Source organism: Galbibacter sp. BG1 (assembly GCF_013391805.1).
Classification (GTDB): domain Bacteria; phylum Bacteroidota; class Bacteroidia; order Flavobacteriales; family Flavobacteriaceae; genus Galbibacter.
Map to the genome: position 1 here is coordinate 3252368 of NZ_CP058364.1, position 19771 is coordinate 3272138.

General features: G+C 37.6%; 17 protein-coding genes. 9 read left to right on the forward strand and 8 right to left on the reverse strand.

What is annotated here, in order from left to right:
• Positions 1-13: 13 nt before the first annotated feature.
• On the reverse strand, positions 14-1084 hold the full coding sequence (aroC, locus tag HX109_RS14135) for a chorismate synthase (protein WP_178953125.1): 1071 nt from the start codon (positions 1082-1084) through the stop codon (positions 14-16).
• A 190-nt stretch (positions 1085-1274) separates the two neighbouring features.
• Between aroC and HX109_RS14140 the strand changes: the two genes are divergently transcribed.
• Positions 1275-2105 carry a UDP-2,3-diacylglucosamine diphosphatase gene (locus tag HX109_RS14140; RefSeq protein ID WP_178953127.1) on the forward strand — a complete coding sequence of 277 codons (831 nt, stop codon included), beginning with the start codon at positions 1275-1277 and terminating at the stop codon, positions 2103-2105.
• A gap of 139 nt (positions 2106-2244) precedes the next feature.
• Positions 2245-3042: a hypothetical protein gene (locus HX109_RS14145; RefSeq protein ID WP_178953129.1), complete on the forward strand. Its 798-nt coding sequence runs from the start codon at positions 2245-2247 to the stop codon at positions 3040-3042.
• A 12-nt stretch (positions 3043-3054) separates the two neighbouring features.
• Here the strand turns inward: HX109_RS14145 and HX109_RS14150 are convergent, their stop codons facing one another.
• Positions 3055-5961, reverse strand: a complete 2907-nt coding sequence (locus tag HX109_RS14150) for an FAD-binding and (Fe-S)-binding domain-containing protein (protein WP_410504021.1) — start codon at positions 5959-5961, stop codon at positions 3055-3057.
• A gap of 60 nt (positions 5962-6021) precedes the next feature.
• On the opposite strand from HX109_RS14150, the gene HX109_RS14155 reads away from it, so the two are divergent.
• Together HX109_RS14155 and HX109_RS14160 are read left to right on the forward strand one after the other, a co-directional pair.
• A complete protein-coding gene (locus tag HX109_RS14155) occupies positions 6022-6519 on the forward strand; it encodes a hypothetical protein (protein WP_178953131.1) in 498 nt (165 codons plus the stop codon).
• A 124-nt stretch (positions 6520-6643) separates the two neighbouring features.
• Positions 6644-7756: a TlpA disulfide reductase family protein gene (locus HX109_RS14160; RefSeq protein WP_178953133.1), complete on the forward strand. Its 1113-nt coding sequence runs from the start codon at positions 6644-6646 to the stop codon at positions 7754-7756.
• Between the two features lie 146 nt (positions 7757-7902).
• Here the strand turns inward: HX109_RS14160 and HX109_RS14165 are convergent, their stop codons facing one another.
• The 3 genes from HX109_RS14165 to HX109_RS14175 form a co-directional block, all read right to left on the reverse strand.
• Complete coding sequence (locus HX109_RS14165) at positions 7903-10863, reverse strand: DNA polymerase III subunit alpha (RefSeq protein ID WP_178953135.1); 2961 nt, start codon at positions 10861-10863, stop codon at positions 7903-7905.
• Positions 10863-12077 carry a DNA polymerase IV gene (gene dinB / locus HX109_RS14170; protein ID WP_178953147.1) on the reverse strand — a complete coding sequence of 405 codons (1215 nt, stop codon included), beginning with the start codon at positions 12075-12077 and terminating at the stop codon, positions 10863-10865. Before dinB ends, HX109_RS14165 begins: the two co-directional genes overlap by 1 nt.
• 165 nt (positions 12078-12242) lie before the next feature.
• Positions 12243-12593 (reverse strand): 4Fe-4S dicluster domain-containing protein, encoded by a 351-nt coding sequence (locus tag HX109_RS14175; protein WP_178953149.1) that lies wholly within the window; start codon positions 12591-12593, stop codon positions 12243-12245.
• A 181-nt stretch (positions 12594-12774) separates the two neighbouring features.
• On the opposite strand from HX109_RS14175, the gene HX109_RS14180 reads away from it, so the two are divergent.
• The 5 genes from HX109_RS14180 (at position 12775) to HX109_RS14200 (ending at position 17492) form a co-directional block, all read left to right on the forward strand.
• Positions 12775-13836 (forward strand): acyl-CoA reductase, encoded by a 1062-nt coding sequence (locus tag HX109_RS14180; RefSeq protein WP_178953151.1) that lies wholly within the window; start codon positions 12775-12777, stop codon positions 13834-13836.
• 290 nt (positions 13837-14126) lie between these two features.
• Positions 14127-15191, forward strand: a complete 1065-nt coding sequence (serC, locus tag HX109_RS14185; protein ID WP_178953153.1) for a 3-phosphoserine/phosphohydroxythreonine transaminase — start codon at positions 14127-14129, stop codon at positions 15189-15191.
• A 79-nt stretch (positions 15192-15270) separates the two neighbouring features.
• On the forward strand, positions 15271-16221 hold the full coding sequence (locus HX109_RS14190; protein ID WP_178953155.1) for a D-2-hydroxyacid dehydrogenase: 951 nt from the start codon (positions 15271-15273) through the stop codon (positions 16219-16221).
• Between the two features lie 94 nt (positions 16222-16315).
• A complete protein-coding gene (locus tag HX109_RS14195) occupies positions 16316-16948 on the forward strand; it encodes a DUF937 domain-containing protein (RefSeq protein WP_178953157.1) in 633 nt (210 codons plus the stop codon).
• 67 nt (positions 16949-17015) lie between these two features.
• A complete protein-coding gene (locus tag HX109_RS14200; RefSeq protein ID WP_178953159.1) occupies positions 17016-17492 on the forward strand; it encodes a DUF6146 family protein in 477 nt (158 codons plus the stop codon).
• Positions 17493-17697: 205 nt separating this feature from the next.
• On the opposite strand, the gene HX109_RS14205 is transcribed toward HX109_RS14200, so the two are convergent.
• The 3 genes from HX109_RS14205 to HX109_RS14215 all read right to left on the reverse strand — a co-directional run bounded on the left by HX109_RS14205 (position 17698) and on the right by HX109_RS14215 (position 19601).
• Complete coding sequence (locus tag HX109_RS14205; RefSeq protein WP_178953161.1) at positions 17698-18117, reverse strand: DoxX family protein; 420 nt, start codon at positions 18115-18117, stop codon at positions 17698-17700.
• 88 nt (positions 18118-18205) lie between these two features.
• On the reverse strand, positions 18206-18898 hold the full coding sequence (locus tag HX109_RS14210) for an SIMPL domain-containing protein (protein WP_178953163.1): 693 nt from the start codon (positions 18896-18898) through the stop codon (positions 18206-18208).
• 55 nt (positions 18899-18953) lie between these two features.
• On the reverse strand, positions 18954-19601 hold the full coding sequence (locus HX109_RS14215) for a rhomboid family intramembrane serine protease (RefSeq protein WP_178953165.1): 648 nt from the start codon (positions 19599-19601) through the stop codon (positions 18954-18956).
• Between the last annotated feature and the right edge of the window lie 170 nt (positions 19602-19771).

The following is a 19771-nucleotide window of genomic DNA, read 5'->3' on the forward strand; positions in this document are numbered from 1 at the left end:
TTTTTAGTTGTGATTAACTGTTATGTTGATAACTGTTATTTATCAATTTAAAATCTGCCAAAACCAACGCAGCCATTGCTTCCACGATAGGCACCGCACGCGGAACCACACAGGGATCGTGACGCCCCTTCCCTTGCATTTCCACTTCGTTCCCATCGCGATCGATGGTTTTTTGTGTTTGCATAATGGTGGCTACCGGTTTAAAAGCAACCCTAAAGTAAATATCCATTCCATTGCTTATACCACCTTGTATCCCTCCTGAATAATTCGTTTTAGTGCTTCCGTCTTCATTATATAAATCGTTATGCTCACTTCCTTTCATGGACGCACCCGGAAAACCGCTTCCGTACTCAAAACCTTTTACCGCATTTATGGAAAGCATGGCTTTGCCTAATTCTGCGTGGAGTTTATCAAACACAGGTTCTCCCAAACCAATGGGCACATTTTGGATAACACAGGTAACAACGCCGCCTACAGTATCTCCTTCTTTTCTTATCTGCTTAATGTAGTTTTCCATTTTGGAAGCAAGATCGGTATCTGGGCAGCGAACAATATTTTTTTCGGCATTCTCAAGGTCTAATTCAGAATAATGCTTTTCTAGATGCATATCCCCTACGGAAGACACAAATGCATTAATTTTCATCTCCCCCAATACTTGTTTTGCAATGGCTCCCGCCACTACCCTGCTCGCAGTTTCCCTAGCAGAACTCCTGCCGCCACCGCGATAATCCCTGAGTCCATATTTTTTCTCATAAACATAATCTGCGTGAGACGGACGGTAATTATCCTTTATATGTGAATAGTCGTGGGATTTCTGATTGGTGTTTTCGATAACAAACCCTATGGGCGTTCCTGTAGTTTTACCTTCAAAAATTCCAGATAAAAATCGTACTTCATCTGGCTCTTTACGTTGGGTAACAATAGCAGATTGCCCTGGTTTGCGTCTATCGAGATCTAATTGTACTTTGGTAAGGTCTAAGGATATGCCCGCAGGACATCCATCTATAATTCCGCCTAAAGCCTCTCCGTGAGACTCGCCGAAAGTGGTTAACTTAAAGAGGTTTCCAAAGGAATTTCCTGCCATAAAATTTTGATTTTGACAAATGTAAATCTTCTAAAAGAGAAACAAAAATTAAATATGCTTAATCATTCATTAATATGTAACGGTAAAAACCTCTTTTTCCTTAACATTCTTATCATAAAGAATTAATTTTCAGGTAATACCTTATAACGGGATGTTAACGTACTTCGTAGTTGTAAAAAATCAATTACGATTGAGAAAAAGAAAACTAGACGTTGTTGTTATTTCTGATGTACATCTTGGCACTTTTGGCTGTCATGCTGGAGAATTACTTTCCTATTTAAATAGTGTTTCCCCGAAAAAATTAATCCTAAACGGCGATATAATCGACATCTGGCAGTTTAGAAAAAGATACTTTCCAAAAAATCACCTTCAGGTTATTAAAAAAATTATCGACCTATCCACAAAGGGTACCGAAGTATATTACATTACTGGTAACCATGATGAAATGCTGCGGAAATTTAGTGATGTATCGATGGGGAATATTCATATTCTTGATAAATTGATACTGAATTTGGATGGTAAGAAAGCATGGATCTTTCATGGCGATGTTTTTGATGCTTCCATACAACACACTAAATGGATTGCCAAATTGGGTGGTTGGGGATACGATTTTTTAATTCTTATCAACCGTTTTATCAATTGGATTTTGGTAGGCTTCGGAAAAGAGAAATACTCCCTTTCCAAAAAAATCAAGAACAGCGTAAAGAAAGCTATAAAATATATCAACGATTTTGAAGAAGTAGCTTCAGACCTTGCCATTGAAAACAATTATAAATATGTGATATGCGGACACATACACCAACCACAAATGGTGCGCAAAGTAAATAAAAACGGCACCTGCCTGTATCTCAATTCTGGGGATTGGATCGAAAATTTAACCGCATTGGAATACCAAGACAAACGTTGGGAGCTTTATCATTTCCATGAAGATAAACTGAGTCCGTTTTACTCTGATGAGGATTTAAAAACAATGAATTACAAAGAACTGCTGGCTGCAATTACCATTACTGGTAAAAAATAAATATTTGCCTGTTTCGGATTCCCTTAAACTCTTTGAAAAATGGACTTTTATAAGCTTGAGTGCTAACGAAGCTTTATTAACACGTGAATTTCTGCACTATAACGATATTATTTTTATATTTGAAAAAATTGCTAATTGCATGAACAGAAACTATCCCATTTTTAGTCTACTCTTTATTTTTGTACTTATTTCTTGCTCTAGCAGCGAATCCATGCCAGAAGATTTGTTGGAAGAAATCAATAGTGAAAATTATTTTCCGTTAGAGATTTCTAATAATTGGAATTACAGTGTAGACTCATCGACACCTGGAAAAGATAGTTTATGGATAAGCAGCGATACTTTAGTAGAAGGCCAATTACATTACAGGATTAAGGGAAAGGATCCTAAACTCGGGTTTTTAACCAATGTACTCTCCAATAGTTTGTTGCACAAAACAAAAAACAAAATTATCCTTAATGGGGAAATAGCAGATTTATTCCCTGGGATAAAGATACCGTTAGAGGATTTGGTGCTATTGGACACCCAGAATCCAGTTGGAAACGATATGTATCAGAGCAAAGGAAGCAGCTCGTATACCATTGGAGATTACAACATTGAAGTTAATTACGACATCACCTCTAGAACCGACAATATTTTTAAAGATTATACTTTCTTTGAAGAAGATTACAGCAATGTTATAAAAACATCGATTATTGTGAACGCTCAAGGTATTGTTACCACAACGATCAACGGTTTTGAAGTATCGGTACCTATTTTAAAGCCACAAGATGTTATTATTTCCACCCAATATTTTGCACCGGGAGTGGGAATTATCAATAACGAAACAAGCATCGAATATGAATTATCCAATCTAGATCAAGTGGATATACCGTTGGATATTCCTAAAAATACTTCTGAAGTGATTTCTCAAAGTATTACCACCTTCAGTTTAAAATAAAGCACCTAAATTTTATTTCTTAACCACTTGATTCAGTAAAGTAATTGGGTGCACGGCGTTTTTCCCAGTTCCATCTTTTATTTGATGCCTACAACTGGTGCCGTTGGCTACAATTACAGTTTCTTTTTCTGCTTTTCTTACCGCAGGAAACAAGCGCAGCTCCCCAATGGCCATACTGGTTTCGTAGTGTTCTTTTTCATACCCAAAGGAACCTGCCATTCCACAGCAACCAGAATTTATCATAGTGACCTTAAAATTAGCTGGAAGGTTTAAAATATCGAACGTAACCTTGGTATTCGATTGCGATTTTTGATGACAATGAGGGTGGTATTTGATATTTTTTTTGTCCGCGTTGAACATTTCACTGGTAAGATTTCCGTTTTTAATTTCTTCGGAAAGAAACTCTTCAATAAGGAAACTGTTCAAAGCAATCTTTTTAGCACTCTGTTGATCCTCCACCATTCTCAGATATTCATCACGAAAAGAAAGTATAGCTGAAGGTTCAATGCCTAAAATCGGACAATCACTGGAGACCAATGATTTTAATTTTTCTACATTTTCATTGGCCAATTTTTTCGCTTGTTTTAAAAAACCTTTGGATAAAAATGTTCTTCCACTTTCTCCATAAAAAAGGGAAACTTTATATCCTAACGCACTCAATAATTCAATTGCATCATTACCAATATTAGCATCTAAGTATTGTGTAAACTCATCAATATATAATACTACTTCTTTTTTTATAAAGTCTTGATTTTTAAATAACTCAATACTTTTATCGAAATTATAACTTTTAACAAAAGGAAGGTTTCTTTCCGAAGCGATTCCTAGTACTTTTTTTAATATACCGTGCGAAAAACGGCTATTGGTCATAAACCCAAAAGCACTTCCCAATTTGTTTAATTGTGTGTTGTAAGCAAAAGCTTTGTCTCTTAAACTTGGCGGATTGTCTTTGTAGTATTGGTATAGAAATTCTGCTTTGAGTGTTGCCACATCCACATTACTCGGACACTCACTGCTGCAGGCCTTACAACTGATACACAAATCGAAAACTTCCTTTAACTCTTTATTGTTGAATTTGTTTTTTTTCCCTGAAACCGTCAAATATTCCCGTAGCGCATTGGCGCGCGCCCGAGTTGTATCTTTTTCATTTTTTGTAGCGTGATAACTTGGGCACATGGCCCCATTGGAGAGGTGCGTTTTTCTACAATCTCCACTTCCATTACATTTTTCGGTTGCCCTTAAAATTCCCAAGGAATCAGAAAAATCAAGCAAAGTTTCTATTTCGGGCTCTTTTCTATCCGGTTGATACCGTAAACTACTATCCATGGGCGCGCTGTTCACAATTTTCCCAGGATTAAATATATTATCGGGGTCGAAACCATTTTTTATTCGCTTCAATAACTCGTAGTTACTTGAGCCTATCATCTTTTCCACAAACTCAGCCCGTACCCTTCCATCGCCATGCTCCCCACTCATGGAGCCTCCGTATTTTTTTACAAGATTAGCCACATCAGTAGTTATCTGTCGAAACAATTTAACATCTTCCGCCTGTTTTAAGTCTAAAATTGGACGCAAGTGTAATTCCCCAGCCCCGGCATGAGCATAATACACCGCTTTTTGCTTGTAGCTATTCATTATTGCCGAGAATTCGGTAATGTAATTGCTTAAATCTTTAATGCTAACAGCTGTATCTTCTATACAGGCCACCGCTTTTTTATCCCCGACTATATTTCCTAAGAGTCCGAGTCCTGCTTTTCGAAGTTCCGCTGCTTGATTGATCTCTTCTCCATAAAGCGCTGGATTGGCATAACTTAACCCTGCATCCTCTAGGGTTTTAAGGAGCGCATTCTTCTTTTCTTCCAATAGGTTCTCATCCGTACCCCTTAATTCGAGCATTAAAATGGCTTCTGGATCGCCTTCTATAAAAAAACGGTTTGGCAACTGGGATTTGTTGTTTTTGGTACAATCGAGAATTACCTTGTCCATCATTTCACAGCTATATAAATCGTGCTGCATAACATCATACACAGAAGCACAACAATCTGCCACACTTCTAAAATGTGCTGCCAACATTACGGCATTACTGGGCATAACGTCGTCTAGTTGGAGTTTTACTTTAGTGGTAAAAACCAAAGTGCCTTCACTTCCCGACAAAAGTTTACACATATTAAAACTGCCTCCATTTGCCTCAAAAGGGGCAAGTTTTAAAATTTCGTCTATTGCATATCCTGTATTTCTGCGATGAATTTCAGGCTTGGGGAAATTCTTAACAATTCTCTCTTTCACTCCTTCCGCAGTCAATTCCTCATAAACCATACGGTAAATATCCCCTTCCAAGCTCGATAACTCCAGTTTTTCTTGAAACTCCACCGCGTTCAATTCCTTAAACACCACTTCACTCCCATCACTCAATAGCCCTTCTATTTCTAAAACTTTATCGCGTGTAACCCCATATTTAATAGAGGTTGTGCCGCTGGAATTATTACCAACCATCCCACCAATCATACAGCGGTTGGACGTAGAAGTGTTCGGCCCAAAGAACAAGTTGTGGTCTGCCAAAAATAGGTTCAATTCATCCCGGATAACGCCTGGCTCTACAACCACCGTTTTATTTTGTGTATCTAAATCGAGGATTCCTGTAAAGTATTTGGATACGTCCACTACGATCCCGTCGCCAACACATTGTCCGGCTAAAGAAGTGCCAGCGGTTCTGGGAATTATAGAAGTTTTGCTATCGTGACAAAATTCAATGATCTGCTTTATATCTTCAACGGTTTTTGGGTAAGCCACTGCAGCAGGTAGCTCCCTGTAAACCGAAGCATCTGTGGCATAAATGGTTTTGTGCAGGTCGTCAAAAAACAAACTCCCCGAAAGTCTTTCTGAGAGTTTGTTTAACTGGTTTTTGGAAATATTTAACAAAACTGTGTCAACTTTAAATTAATTTAGCAACGTATCTAATACAAATCAAAAACAAAACTTATGAAAAAGCTAATTTTATTTAGTGTTTTAGCAATTGGATTTGCTGTTTCGGGTTATTCCCAAGAGATAGCGAAAAATGCATTGGGACTTCGTTTAGGGGACGGAGATGGTTTCGGTGCAGAAATTTCTTATCAAAGAGGTATCGGTGGCAACAATCGTCTCGAATTTGACTTAGGTTGGAGAGATAGCAAAAAGTACGATGCTTTTAGAATAACTGGATTGTACCAATGGGTATTCCCAATTGAAGGGGATTTTAACTGGTACGTTGGTGCCGGTGGGGGTCTTGGAGCCTACGATCGTGATGACGACTTCGATGATTTTGATGATGACGACGATGATGGAGGTGCATACGGATTTGTAGCTGGGGATATAGGTATTGAATACAATTTCAATATTCCGCTATTGTTGTCCTTGGATTTTCGACCAGAAGTTGGCTTTAATGACTTCGATGATGACTTCGATTTTGATATCGCTTTAGGGATTAGATATCAGTTTTAGTATTAAAAACATACTTAAAAGCCCCGAAAAATTAAAGCTCGGGGCTTTTTTTGTTAATTGTCTTTAAGGATTAAAATGAAATTTTAACTTTGTAGCAAACACAAATAATATTAAAAAATAATTAATGAAAAAGATTGGAAGTATTCTTTTATTATTCGTTGCGCTCGTAGCTTGTAATAAAGCCACAGAAGATGGCACATATAAAGTAAATGTAAGTGTTGATGGTGTAGAAGATGGTAAACAGGTTTACCTACAAAAACCAGTAGACGGTCAGCGTCCAGAGGTTATAGACACCTTAGAAGTTAAAGAAGGTAATTTTGAGTTTTCCGGTAAAGCCGAAGGACCCCAGTTGCACTATTTGTTTTTTGAAGGGATTAGAGGGGTTTTACCAATTATCTTGGAAGAAGGAACTATTAATGTAACCGCTTACAAAGACAGTTTAAATTTCTCTAAAATTGAAGGAACTCCTTCTAATGAAGACTTTACGGATTTTGTACAGAATTCCAGAAGCATTAGAAAGAAAATGGAAGACATTCAAAAGAAAGGAATGGAGGCTCAAAAAGAAAATGATACTGTTACCCTTAACACTTTAAAGGAAACTTTTGAAGAAACCCAAGAAGAAGCAAGGAATTATGAAGAGGATTTTGTGAAGAACCACACCGATTCGTATATCTCTCTTTTAGTTATCCAACAGATGATGCGAACAGGATCTAAAAATGCAGAAGAAATCTCTACATTGTTTAATAGTCTTTCTGAAGATGTAAAGAACAGCGAAATGGGGCAAACTATTTCTGCTGAATTGGGAAAAGCCAATAAACTGAATGTAGGTTCTGTTGCGCCAGACTTTTCTGGTCCTACCCCTGCTGGAGAAACAGCTTCACTAAAGGGATCTTTAGGAAAAGTTACTGTTTTAGATTTTTGGGCAGCTTGGTGCAAGCCTTGTCGTGCAGAAAATCCTAATCTTGTAAATCTTTACAATGAGTATCATGATAAAGGATTGAATGTTGTGGGAGTTTCTTTGGATAGAAGTGCAGAAGATTGGAAAAAGGCCATTGAAGAAGATCAATTGCCATGGACACATATTTCAAATTTAAAGTTTTGGCAAGATCCTATTGCGCAGGAATATAACATTCGTTCGATCCCTGCAACCTTTATCTTAGATGAAGAAGGAAAGATTATCGCTAAAGACCTTCGCGGAGAAGCTTTAAATGAAAAGATTGCTAGTTTATTGAACTAGTTCTACATTTCTCTAAAAAATTAAGGGAGACTGTTTAAGAGGTGGGAACAACTTCAAATGTCAGTCTGAGCATGTCGAAGGCTTATTGATTATCTGAAGTTCACCTTTTTAAACAGTCTCTTTTTTATGCTGCTACACTAACTTTTTCAATCAGCAAATCTCGGGTCTTGGATGTAATCCTCTTTGCGCATTTTTATAACCTCAATGCTCAAAAAATTAAATTCACTCACCACTTTTCCATAAATTCTGTAGATTCCCTTTCCCCTAAATCGGTATTTGGCGGCAACGGGAGGAAACAAGACCATATCAAAAACCTTTCCCTCTTGATCTAGCAATGTACCAAAAAACATTTCTTTACGGTGCTGTGTATTGGTGCGCTTTACAGTAACCAAATACCCATAGATATCGATGGTTTTGTGGAGCATAGCTGGGAAATTTTCTACCGTAAAGCTCGTTCTTGGGGCTTCTACGAGTAGATCAAACGGGGAACAGAGGGTAAAGCCCAGTAGCTCCAACTGTTCAAAAGCGACTTCAAGGTTTGTGGTTTGCAAAAGAGGAATCTCGTAATTGCGCTGTTGCAATCTAAACAACTGGTGTTGTGCCTCAAACCGCTGCAGATGGCCCAAACTAAAATGAGCCTTCCAAAGCAGTTCATATTTATCTATTCCGGTAAATCTAAATGCGTTAATGCGAATAAGAATACTTATTTGCTCTATACTTATGGAAATACGGTCCAAAAAATTTTCCAGTGATGTAAAATCTCCAAACTCACTTCTGTTTTTTAATAGTTTAGCGCAGGTCCTTGCTTCCAAATCCCTTAAGAAAGCAAATCCCAAATAAATGTGCTTTCCATAAATAACAGTTTCTGCCATGCTGTTGTTAATACAAGGGGCATGGATAGTAGCTCCCAGCATTCGCGCTTCGTGAATGTAAATTTCAGATCTATAGAATCCACCTCCGTTATTTAAAACCGCTACCATATATTCCAAAGGGAAATAGGCACGTAGAAATAAACTTTGATAGCTTTCTACGGCATAGGAAGCAGAGTGCCCTTTGGCAAAGGCATAGCCTGCAAAGCTTTCTATTTGCTTCCAGACTTCGAAAGTAACTTCATCTTTGTACCCTTTTTTTCTACAATTGGCTATGAATTTCTCTTCTACCGCTTTAAACTCGTCCCTGGATCTATATTTCCCGCTCATTCCCCTACGCAAAACATCAGCTTCCCCCAAGGTAAGGTCTGCAAAGTGGTGTGCTACTTTAATTACATCTTCCTGGTATACCATAACACCATAAGTGTCGGGCATAATTTCCAGAAGCACAGGGTGTGCTTGCTGTATCCGTTCAGGATCGTGATGCCGTAAAATGTACTCCCGCATCATTCCGCTTTTTGCTACCCCTGGCCTAATAATTGAACTGGCCGCAACCAGTCCCAAGTAATTGTCCACTTTTAATTTACTAATGAGCATGCGCATTGCCGGGGATTCCACGTAAAAACACCCCATGCACTGCCCTTTTTTTAGCATGTTATTAATAACCGGATCTTTTTTGAAAGCATTCACGTTATGAATGTCAAAATCTTTATTTTCAGGTTGGTTACATATAATAATTTGAAGTGCTTCTTTTATTTTTGCCAATCCCCGCTGCCCAAGAATATCAAATTTATACAGTCCCACATCTTCAGCTATATGCATATCAAATTGGACCGTAACGAAACCTTTTGGCGGCAAAAAAGTAGCCGAGAAATACTGCAGGGGACGTTCAGCAATAATAATTCCGCTGGAATGAACACTCACATAGTTAGGCATTCCTTGAATTAACCTTCCATAACGCAGCACCAGCAGCGAAAGTTCGTCTAAATCTTCCTTGCGGTAAAGCCCTTCACTCAGTCTGTCTATTTCCTCTTTGGGCAAACCAAAAACCTTACCCAATTCCCTAACCACACCCTTGTATTTAAAAGTTACATACGTGCCCATTAAAGCCACATGGGGAAACCTGTTAAAAATATACCGGGTAACGTCTTCCCGATCCCTCCAAGAGAAATCGATATCAAAATCTGGTGGGGCGCTTCTAAACAAATTCAAAAAACGTTCAAAATAAAGATCCAACTCCAAAGGGTCAACATCGGTAATTCCCAGTAAATATGCCACAATGCTATTGGCACCACTACCCCGCCCTACGTGAAAAAAACCTTGCTGTTTGGCGTAGGAAACGATATCGTGGTTAATTAAAAAATAGGAGATAAAATTCATTTTTTTTATCAATTCGAGTTCCATCCACATGCGGTCGAACACTTTTTTGGAAGGTTCTGGATAGCGCTGGTTGACATTGTCCAAACACAGTTTTTCCAACATTGCTGCATCTTCCGATAGACTGCCACTGTATGTTTGTTGATTCTGACTCTGTTTTTTGGCTGAAAAATCAAAAAAAATATCGCATTGCTTTAAAAGACGATCTGTATTTTCCAGAATAAAGGAATAGGTGCTAAATGCTTGGTACAAATTGGTTACTGGGTACATTTTTTCTTCTTCCGAAGCCTCTTCCTCTCTTGGCAGTTTACTTAGTAGTGTATTATTATCTATCGCACGTAAAAGCCGGTGGGCGTTAAAATCTTTTTTATTTCTGAAGGTAACCGGCTGCTGCACTACCAATTTATCCCGAAATTGAATGTATTTGGAAAACGGAAGCTTTCTAAGATCGGTTACTGAAACACCTATGAATTCATTTTTTTCAAAGTTTTCCATGGCGTTGAGCATAACTTTTTCAAAGGGATACACTATAAAAACGTCATTCAACTTTGGAGCTCGTTTGGGGATTTCACTTTCCGTATGGAGACAAGTGGATAAAAATGTGTTAAGGACTTCAAAACCCGTATTGTTTTTTGCAATCCCCACAAATTCTTGCTGCACACCATTCCTAAAGTCGATGCCTACGATTGGTTTGATGTTGTATTCCGGTGCCTTCCGAATAAAATTTAAGCAGGCAGAAGTATTATTAATATCGGTTAACACCAGCTGTCGCGCCTCGTTTTCCTGGGCTAACTCCAAGAGTTCGACTTCAGAAAAAGCTCCAAACCTTAAACTGTAATATGTGTGGCAATTAAGATACATTACTGTTTTCTATGTGCTAAAATAGTTGGGGGTTGCCCGTTAAAAGGGTTGTGCATCCTGCCAATGGTACGCGCCCCCATTGCAGAGGCTCGTAGCACACTACGGTCTCCAAACCGAAGCCTTATTTTGTCTAGCGCTTGGTATAGATTAATGGCTTCTTCGGTATCGTCAAAAAGATTAATTTGATAGTTCCCCGCTACTAAATGGCTAAACTTTACCCCGATAAGGCGCACCAAGAGCCTCCTATTGTAGAGTTGGTTAAAAAGTTCCAATATTTCAGGAATCAACAAATGGTCGGCACTGGTGTAGGGAATTTTTAATTGTTTGGAATACGTTTGAAAATCTGAATACCTTATTTTCACGGCAATACAAGCGGTTAATTTTTGTCCCCTACGCAACTGATACGCCAAATTTTCTGTCATGGCTATCAACAATCCCTTTAGCATCTTAACATCAATAGTGTCCCTGTCAAAAGTACGTTCTGTAGAGATCGACTTTCGCTCGCAAAAGGGTATAACCGGGGTGTTATCCACGCCACAAGCCCGATTCCAAATGGTGAGTCCGTTTTTACCCAACACCGTATGCATCATTTCCTTTGGCATCTCCTGAAGGGTTTTTACTTGTTTTATGCCCAGGTTTCTTAAGGTAAGGTAGGTCTTATTCCCAATCATGGGTATTTTTTTAATGGATAACGGAGCCAAAAAAGGTTTTTCAAATCCGTAATCTATTTTCAGCTGATTGTTGGGCTTGGCCTCCCCGGTAGCCACTTTGGAAACTACCTTGTTGATGGAGAGTCCGAAAGAAATAGGAAGTCCCGTGTTTTTTATAATGTGCTGCCTTAATTCTGATGCATACTTATACGAACCGAAGAACTTATCCATTCCCGAAAGATCGGCGTAAAATTCATCTATACTCGATTTTTCGAGTACCGGTACTTTTTCCTGAATAATTTCGGTTACGATATCGGAATGTTTGCTGTATGTACCAGCATTCCCTCTAATTACAGTAGCTTCGGGGCATAATTCTTTTGCCATTTTCATGGGCATGCCACTGTGCACCCCAAAGGTCCGGGTTTCATAACTACAGGCAGCTACCACGCCCCGATCGCTTATCCCGCCTACTAAAAGCGGCCTGTTGCGTAAACGGCTATCTTGTAAACGCTCTACAGATACAAAAAATGTATCTAAGTCGAGATGCAATATGGTTCGATTCATAGCTTAAATGGATTTTTTCCAAAATTATGGAATAAATCCATTCGCTAAAAATCTATTACTATTTTTAACACTAAAAAAGCCAAACAACATATTTGCTGTTTGGCTTAGATCTTTATTATTGTATGCTAACTAAAAGCACAACAAATCTTTAGTAAAACTCAGAGATTATTCTGGATGCATGAATTGTTGCTTTGCCAACAGTTCTTCCTCGCTTTCTACATGATCGTCGTCTGGAACGCAGCAATCAACAGGACATACAGCTGCACATTGAGGTTCTTCATGGAAACCTTTACACTCTGTACATTTATCTGGAACGATATAATAAATTTCATCACTTACCGGTTCTTGTGCATCATCGGCATCCACTTGCTTTCCGCTAGGTAACACTACATCTCCATTTAGGGATGTTCCGTCGCTATATCTCCAATCGTCTGCACCTTCATAAATTGCTGTGTTTGGACATTCCGGTTCGCAAGCCCCGCAGTTTATGCATTCATCTGTAATAATTATAGCCATAACTCTTCTTTTTCATTTGTTAAATCCACTTGCGGCAAGACAAATGGATTTATATGGTCGATTTTAGGCCACTTTTCTTTCAAAAAAACTAAAATTTATTCAGAATAAAAGTTCGCCTCGGTTCTATTATGTAAATTTGCCTTGTCAAAAATAAAGACAAAGAAAATCTTAACCAAATATAATGAGTGACATTCACAACAGAATAAGTGCTTTTGTTAAACTTGGAGCGTTCCTATCGCAGTTTACGGGTCAAAATTCCGAAAAAACAGAAAACGAAGAAGAAGATGCTGTTTTTTACGAAGGCTTCAAACATCAACTAAAATTAGCACAAGAGCACAATACTTGGTTTACAAAACAGAATATTGAATTTGCATTGCAGAGTTGGGCAAATGCACTTACAGAATCTAATATAAAAAAGTGGTTGTCGGGATATCTCATAGACGAGGTTACACCTAAAACAGTGGCTATTATTATGGCCGGTAATATTCCTTTGGTGGGTTTTCACGACTTTCTTTCGGTACTCATCACAGGACATAAAGTATTGGTAAAGCAATCTTCCAACGACAAACACCTACTACCCTTTTTGGCTAAATACCTAGAAACCATAGAACCTAGCTTTAAAGGGAAAATAACCTTTACAGAAGAGAAAATGGAAGGTTTTGATGCAGTTATTGCGACTGGGAGTGATAATACATCGAGGTATTTTGAATACTATTTTGGGAGTAAACCAAACATTATTCGTAAAAACAGGAATTCTGTAGCCGTTCTTACCGGACGTGAAACAAAAGGACAGCTCGAAGCATTGGGGAAAGATATATTTACGTATTACGGACTTGGTTGCAGAAGCGTTTCCAAGCTTTTTGTTCCCGAAAATTATAATTTTGACGCTTTCTACAATGCAATTTATACCTATGAAGACATTATCCACCAACATAAATATGCCAATAATTATGATTATAATAAGGCCGTTTATCTCATGAGCCTTTTTAAAATCCTGGATAATGGCTTTTTAATGCTGAAGGAAGACGAGGGGTATGCCTCCCCTATTGCTACTGTTTTTTATGAAAACTACGAAAATATCGATAGTTTAAAAGAGAAGTTATCCACAGAGACTGATAAAATTCAGTGCATTGTGGCTAAAGACTTTATAGAAAATGAAGTTGCTTTTGGGGAAACCCAGCATCCTCAACTTTGGGATTATGCAGACGGAGTGGATACCATTAAATTTTTATTAGAATTATAGTACTATTTTCCCTTTCTAAAAACTTCTGAATTTTCGATTTTAAATATATAAACCTAGTAATTTACTGGGTTAATTAACTCAGACTCTAAAAATTAGCCCACCATTTTCATCCAACCCTTGCCAAAAGGGTTTCTGTGGACTCTCTAAAGATTTAACAAATAGTAGCGTAAGTATCTAACAACTCCATAATTTTTGTTAGCATTCCAACAAAATTATTATACTTTTGATAACAGTTTTTCTATTAGAAATTAGCAACTTTGTAAACATTAAAAACACAACTGACTATTTGTATGAAAAAGCATAATTTTAGTGCAGGACCTTGCATTTTGCCTCAAGAGGTATTTAAAAAAGCTTCAGAAGCCATTTTAAACTTCAATGGTTTAGATTTATCACTTATCGAAATTTCCCACCGTAGTAAAGATTTTATTGCTGTAATGGACCAAGCTCAAGATTTGGCTTTGGAGCATCTTGGCTTAAAGGACAAGGGATATAAAGCTTTATTTTTACAGGGAGGTGCAAGTACACAATTTTTAAATGTTGCCTACAACCTTCTTAACAAAAAAGCGGCTTACCTAAACACTGGAACATGGTCTTCCAAGGCCATTAAAGAGGCTAAGTTGTTTGGCGAGGTGGTAGAAGTAGCTTCATCAAAAGATAAAAACTTTAATTACATACCTAAAGGGTACAGTATCCCTTCAGATATCGATTACTTCCACTGCACTTCCAACAACACCATATTTGGAACGCAAATAAAAGATTTTCCAGAAGTAGCCGCTCCATTGGTATGCGATATGAGTTCTGATATATTTTCGAGGGTTTTAGACTTTTCAAAATTTGATATCATATATGCTGGAGCCCAAAAAAATATGGGGCCTGCAGGCACAACACTCGTGGTTGTTAAAGAGGATGTTTTAGGAAAAGTTGATAGGGCCATCCCATCGATGTTGGATTATAGGGTTCATGCCGAAAAAGAGAGTATGTTTAATACCCCACCGGTATTTGCAGTTTATGTTTCCATGTTAACGCTGCAATGGTTAAAAGATCTTGGAGGCGTAGCTGAAATTGAAAAGCGAAACAATGCCAAAGCTGAATTAATTTATGGGGAAATCGACAGGAATCCGCTTTTCAAAGGCTTTGCAGCCAAAGAGGACCGTTCTGCTATGAATGCTACATTTAATTTGGTGGACGAAAGCCACAAAGAAACTTTCGATGCCATGGCAAAAGAGGCTGGATTAAATGGTATTAATGGACACCGTAGTGTTGGTGGTTACCGTGCATCTATGTACAACGCTTTACCGCTGGAAAGTGTTCAAGCGCTGGTAGATGTCATGCAAGAACTAGAGAAGAAAGCTTAATTTTAATTAAAAAGTACAGTTTAAGGTTTACTGCTGAAATTAATTGGTGTAAATCAAACCTATAAAATTTAAAAAAAGAATGAAAGTATTAGCAAACGATGGTATTTCTCAAAGCGGAGTCGATGCTTTAAAGGACAAAGGTTTTGAAGTAATTACCACAAAAGTTGCCCAAGATCAACTTGAGAATTATATTAATGAAAATAAAATAGATGCCCTTTTGGTTCGAAGTGCTACTAAAGTACGTAAGGATTTAATAGATGCATGCCCTTCCCTAAAATTAATTGGTCGTGGTGGTGTTGGTATGGACAATATTGATGTTGCTTATGCCAAAGAAAAAGGATTGCACGTTATCAATACTCCTGCAGCATCATCTGCATCTGTGGCAGAATTGGTTTTTGCCCATTTGTATGGTGGTGTTCGTTTTCTTTACGATTCCAACAGAAACATGCCTCTAGAGGGTGAATCAAAATTTGGTCAACTTAAAAAAGCGTATGCTGGAGGGGTTGAACTTAGAGGAAAAACACTTGGAATAATCGGTATTGGTAGGATAGGACAAGAAACTGCAAAAATAGCTTTGGGTGTTGGAATGAAAGTGGTTGCTTTCGATCCGTTTATTGAAAATGTTACCATCCCTTTAGAGTTTTACGATGGACAAAAAGTGGAATTCAATATTAAAACAGTTGCCAAGGAAGAGGTTTTAAAACAAGCTGATTTTTTAACGCTTCACGTTCCTGCCCAGAAAGAATATGTTTTAGGCAAAAAGGAATTTGAAATTTTAAAAGATGGTGTTGGTGTTGTTAATGCTGCCCGTGGCGGGGTTATCGATGAAGTTGCTTTGGTAGAAGCTCTTGATAGTAAAAAATTATCTTTTGCTGGTATCGATGTATTTGAAAACGAACCTACCCCGGCTATAAAAGTTCTTATGCACCCTAATATTTCCTTGACACCACATATCGGTGCTGCTACTGCTGAAGCTCAGGATAGAATTGGTGTGGAGCTTGCAGATCAAATAGCAGATTTGTTGAAATAAGCTACTATAAGCATATAAATTTTCAAAAAGCCTTTCCGTGATGAAAGGCTTTTTTTGTATCTTGTAGAGGCATCAATTTAAAAATCAATTCATTATGTCTGGACTAGCATCTTTATTGGATAGCGATCTTGGTCGCCAAATAACTCAGGGAATAAGCAATGAAACTGGAACTGCCGAAGGGAAGACTTCTCAACTTTTAGGAATGGCTTTACCACTGTTAACAGGTGCCATGAAAAAGAATGCAGCTTCTCCTGAAGGTGCAAGTGGTCTTATGAATGCTATTAATTCTAAGCACGACGGCAGTGTTTTGGATAACTTAGGTGACTTTTTTGGTGGTGGTGTAAATCCATCTGCTGTGAGCGATGGGGCTGGAATTCTAGGTCATTTGCTCGGGGGCAATCAACCGCAAGTAGAAAATGCTTTGAGCAGCAAAACTGGAATTGATGCAGGCACCGTAAGTAAAATTTTAAAAATGGCGGCACCATTGGTTTTAGGGTATTTGGGCAAGCAAACAAAGCAAAACAATATCAATGATGGAAACGATATGTCCAGCCTTCTTGGAAGTATGCTTGGCGGTCAATCGCAAGAGAATCAAAATCTCATTACCTCTTTAATTGACAGTGATGGCGATGGCAGTGTATTAGATGATGTTGCTGATATGGTTATTGGCTCCAATAAGAAAAAAGGTGGTCTTGGCGGTATGTTGGGCAATTTTCTAAACAGTTAGTGCGCTTCAGTAAAACAAAAAATCTCTTACTTAAAATTTTCTATAGACTCAAAATTTAGTATCAACAATGAAATATATTGTATCCATAATAGTATTGTTCACCTTCCTGTGGTCGTGTTCTACCACAAAGAAAACCGAACTTACCAATGAGGAGGCTATGGAACTTTATATTTCCGATGAGGAACAAGCAGCTTTTAACACCACCGGCGGCAAAGATACTGTTGAAATTGCTGATGACAGTACGGAATATCGAATTATCATTATAGACCCTGGTTTCTACACTTGGCTGAATAGTATTGCCAGGCCAGAGGGTTATTATTCTCAACAATACATGGAAAGTAGGAACAATATTTATGTAATTAATTGGAACCAAAGGGTCATGAACCCACAACAATTCAATCCGAATTTATATGAAATGCAAATTGACTACAGTCCGAACATCGATTATGGCTATGAAGTAAACTACAAGCTTTACAATTACTTTTTATACTTCCAACGAAAGTACAATCAGCGACTAGGCCCTTTTTACCCAAGGATTAATTAGTTTTTATTTCGGTTTTTGATGAACTGGATTAAAGACCCTATAAAAAGAAGAATCAGGATAGGAATAATGATTATCAAATCAACCCTTATGGGTGCTCCAGAAATCGATCCTTCCCAATACTGAACAGCAAGTTCCCACAAGAAATATAAAGCGAAACAGATAATGGTTACGAACTGTAATTTGGTAAGTTTCATTTAAATTTAAATTAACGGTTTAAAGATGAACCCTTATCTAAAATGGAATCTATAGAATAACGAGTGGAAACTTGCCCATTTATCAATAAAAACAAAAAGGCAACATAAACCATTTGTGATCCTACTACACCCCATTTTTCTTGCATGCTCGCACCAAATATGAGACACATCATAAGGAAATTGGCTATAATTAAGGAAAGTCTTGTTTTTAAACCTAAAATAAGGGTAAACCCCAGAATAAATTCAACAAAAACCAATACGAACGAAAAAACATAGATAAAAGAATCGAAACCAATTAGTGTCTCTTGAAAACCTTTGACCATTCCTTTAGAAAATTCATTAAGTTTTGGTAATCTTACAATACCGTGAGCCAAAAAATTAATACCTAATGCTATTCTACCCAAAAGAAATGCTAATTCTTTGTTTTCCATAACTTTTAATTTTTCATGAAGATACCTTAAAATTAAAAAACCTCAAAGCAGCTACTTCGAGGTTTTTCATTAAGTATTTATAATGCAATTATTTCAATTCAAAGACAATGTTGATTTTTGCTTTTACCACCATTTCCCCTATTGCGATCGTTTCCATAGCTTCACCCTGCTCCATCGAATCGGATGCTTTCATCATTTCCATGCGATAAATAGGCTGCGGCGGGGTTACCGATCCTGTTTCTGAGATATTGATGGCTTTCCCTACACTTTGGTTAAGAACCGATGCATATTCCATCGCTTTTGTTTTAGCATCTTTAACCGCTTTCATTCGTGCGTTGGCATTGTGCTTATCAATATCCGTAGATTTAAATGTAACGCCATCTATGCGATTTATTCCCGCATTCAATAAACCTTGGGTAAACTCAGCATACTTACTTAAATCTTTCAATAGAATAGACATCGATTGATTGGCAGCATATTTATATTGCTTCGTTTGATAATCGTAATTCTTATTTAAATTAACGTATTCTGTTTTTATGTCTTTTTCACTAATTTTCAAGGATTTGGCATATTTAATAACCTTACCGATTGCCAAATCGTTTTCTGTTTTTACACTTTCCGCAGACTTCCCTTCGCTCTCCACACGAACTTTAATAAGTACTTGATCTGGAACAATTTTTACGGTTCCCTCCCCTACTACCGAAATCGACGGTACGGTCTCCTGGGCATTTACCCCTGCAAATGTTGCAATGAACAAAGCTATTAATGCTATTTTCTTCATAAGTTTATTTATTTATAAGTTTTTCTATCCTATAGTAACCAAACACGATGCCAAACTATATCTTTCCCGTTTTTTCTAAGATAAAGAGAATAACAATAGGGATGGCCAAAAGTATCACCATCAAGGTTTCGTTTACAAAAAGGGAAGGCATAAAAAGAAGAGTCATTACATAACCGCCAATGGCTCCACCAAAGTGAGCCGTATGACCTATATTACCAATTCGGGCTTTCATTCCGTAAATAGAATATAACAAATAGCCAATTCCAAAAATATAGGCCGGAATAGGGATTGGAATAAAAAAGAATGCCAAACGCATATCGGGCTGCAAGAGAATGGCCGCATACATAACTCCAGTTACTGCACCACTAGCGCCCACGGCACTGTAATGATAATCTTCTTTATGAAAAATTAGCGACAATAAACTTCCGGCAAGCAGACTTATAAAATAAATAATCAAAAACTTAGGATCCCCAAGATATTGCACTACAATGGGAGCAAAGAAATACAGGGTAATCATGTTAAACAGTAAATGCGATACATCCACATGTAGAAAACCAGAAGTAATAGCTCTTATTTGTTCTCCCCTGCGGATGGCACCGATGTTAAATTTATATTTTTCAAAAAAAGAAAAATCGTTGAACCCTTTTATGGAAGCCAACACATTGGCGGCAATAATTACAATAGTTGCTATGCTTAAATTCATATAACTTAAAATCTTTAAAATCAAAGATAGCTATATTTCTAAGGTATTAAAGCTGTTTTTACCACTAAAACCCAATTTTTTGGTGCTATTAAAAATTAAAATATAACTACCGCTATTCGCTTAAACCAACAAATAAAAAAGCTAGAATCCCCAACAAATAATTTTGTGTA